This is a genomic window from Stenotrophomonas pictorum JCM 9942, assembly GCF_001310775.1.
GTDB classification, from domain to species: Bacteria; Pseudomonadota; Gammaproteobacteria; order Xanthomonadales; family Xanthomonadaceae; genus Stenotrophomonas; species Stenotrophomonas pictorum.
The window spans coordinates 1-2,739 of the sequence record NZ_BAZI01000351.1 but is presented as its reverse complement, the minus strand read 5'-3'; the positions used below and the strand labels follow the sequence as shown (position 1 = coordinate 2,739).

Genomic DNA, 2,739 nt, shown 5'->3' with positions numbered 1-2,739 from the left:
CCGGCGCTCGCCCTGGCCCCGGGTGACCCCCGATCCCGCCGCAGGCTGGCCGTCGATCACCAGCGCGAACACGGGTCCGTCCAGGTCCAGCACCTGCCCGCCCAGAAACGCCTGGCCATCGGCCCGCGTGTACGGATGCGGAAAGCGCGTGCTCAGCCCGCGCGCGACGGCCGCGTCGTTGGCATGGCGCAGCAGCGATTCCAGATCGCTGCTGCGCCAGCGCCGCAACCGCACGCGACCGTCGAGCAGCGGCTCAGGCATGGCCACCGACCGAGGGCGTTTCCTGCTCCTGCCTGGCCAGTTCATTGGCCACCGTCTCCGGCGACTGCGTGTACGGCGCCAGCAGCGCGTAGAACGCCGGCACCACGAAGAGCGACAGGAAGGTGGACACGGTGACACCGAAGATCACCACCACGCCGATGGTGGCGCGGCTGGCCGAACCGGGACCGCCGGCCACGACCAGCGGAATCGCGCCGACCACGGTGGCGATGGAAGTCATCAGGATCGGGCGCAGGCGCACCATCGCCGATTCGACGATGGCCTGGTGCACGCTGCGGCCCTCATCACGCAGCTGGTTGGCGAATTCCACGATCAGGATGCCGTTCTTGGCCGCCAGCCCGACCAGCATGACGATGCCGATCTGGCTGAACAGGTTGAGCGTGCCGCCGCTGATGTACAGCCCGAGCAGCGCGCCGAGCACGCCCAGCGGCACGGTGAGCATGATCACCAGCGGGTGGATGAAGCTCTCGAACTGCGCGGCCAGCACCAGGTACACCACCAGCAGGGCCATGCCGAAGGTCAGCAGCACCGCGCTGCCGGTGCTCTGGTACTCGCGCGACTCGCCTTTCCAGTCGATCTGCGCGTAGTCGGGCAGCTCCTCACGGGCGGCCTCCTGTACCCAGGCGATGGCCTCGCCCAGGGTGTGGCCGGGAGCGAGGTTGGCGCTGATGGTGATCGAGCGCAGCCGGTTGAAGCGGTTCAGGCTGCCGGCCTCGGCCACCTCGCTGAGCGTGACCAGGTTGGACAGCGGCACCAGTTCACCGGAGCGCGCGCGCACCTGGATGGCGGCCAGATCGGCCGGCGAGGCGCGGCCTTCACGCCCGGCCTGCACCAGCACGTCGTACTCCTCGCCGTTGTCGACGAAGGTGGTGACGCGGCGCGAGCCCATCATCGTTTCCAGCGCACGGCCGATGTCGGTCACCGAGATGCCCAGGTCGGCCGCACGCTGGCGGTCGATGTTGACCCGCATCTGCGGCCGGGTTTCCTTGTAGTCCGAATCGGCGCCGACCAGACCGGGGTAGTCGGCCATGCGGGCGAGCAGACGGTCGCGCCACTGCGCGATCTCGGCGTACTCCGGGCCACCGAGCACGATCTGGAACGGCTGGCCCATGCTGCGCACCAGCCCGCCACCGACCATGGTGCGCACGCGCACCCCGCTCAGGCCGTTCAATTCTTTCTGCAGGTCGTTGGCCACGTCGCTGGTGGCTTCGGTGCGATCACGCCACGGCTGCAGGAACACACTGATGCGGCCGGTGTGCATTTCCTCGCTGTTGCCCCAACCGCCGGGCACGCGCGGGTTGGCGCGGACGATCGGTTCCTGCGGGCCGACGAACTGCGCAACGATCTGCTCGACCTGCTGCACCTGGCCGACGGTGTAGTCGAAACCGGCGCCTTCCGGGCCGTCGATCACAATCTGGAACGAGCCGCGGTCCTCGGCCGGGGCCAGCTCCGAGGGCAGCAGCTTGAACAGGCCCCAGCTGGCGCCCAGCGCGGCCAGCATCACTACGCCGAAGATCCAGGTCCGCTGCACATGCCGGTCCAGCACCCGGCCGTAGGCGGCCGAGACACGTTCCAGCTGGCGGTTGATGAAGCCGTGCAGACGCCCGACCTTGCGCTCGCTATGCGGCCGGAGCAGCTTGGAGGCCATCATCGGCGTCAGCGTCAGCGCCACGAACGCCGACAAGGCCACCGCCGCGGCCAGCGCCACGGCCAGCTCGCGGAACAGGCGGCCGGTATTGCCTTCCAGGAAGCCCACCGGCAGGAACACCGCCACCAGCACCGCGGTGGTGGCGATCACCGCGAACGCCACTTGGGTGGTACCGCGACGGGCGGCCACCAGCGGCGGCTCGCCCAGGTCGATGCGGCGCTGCACGTTCTCCACCACGACGATGGCGTCATCGACCACCAGGCCGATACACAGCACCAGCGCCAGCAGTGTGAACAGGTTGATCGAGAAGCCGAACGCGAACAGCGCGATGAACGCAGCCACCAGACACACCGGCACGGTCACCGCCGGGATCAGCGCCGCGCGCAGGCTACCCAGGAACAGCCAGATCACCACCAGTACCAGCAGCATCGCCTCTACCAGCGTGGCGTAGACGCGCTCGACGGCGGCCTCGATGAAGGTGGTGTTGTCGAAGGCGACGAAAATCTGCGTGCCCTTAGGCAGGCTCGGCGCGATCCGCTCGGCCTCGGCGCGGGTCAGCCGCGCCACGTCCAGCGCGTTGGCGGTGGAAGTCTTGACGATGCCCAGGCCGATGCCCGGCTCGCCGTTGCTGCGGTAGTAGGCGCGACGCTCGGACGAATCCAGCTCGACCTTGGCCACATCGCCCAGCCGCACCACATAGCCGTCGGCGCCCTTGCCCAGCGGGATGCTGGCGAAGTCGGCCGGGGCCACGTAGCTGCGCTCCACGCGCAGGGTGAAGTCGCGGTCGGCCGATTCGATGCGCCCGGCCGGCA

General features: G+C 69.3%; 2 protein-coding genes. Both read right to left on the bottom strand.

Going from position 1 to position 2,739, the window contains the following annotated elements:
* On the bottom strand, window positions 1–261 hold a 261-nt coding region (locus JCM9942_RS13550), incomplete at its 3' end, for a GNAT family N-acetyltransferase (protein WP_172675119.1).
* A partial coding sequence (locus tag JCM9942_RS13545) for an efflux RND transporter permease subunit (protein ID WP_054660326.1) occupies window positions 254–2,739 on the bottom strand: 2,486 nt, incomplete at its 5' end. The genes JCM9942_RS13545 and JCM9942_RS13550, both read right to left, overlap by 8 nt.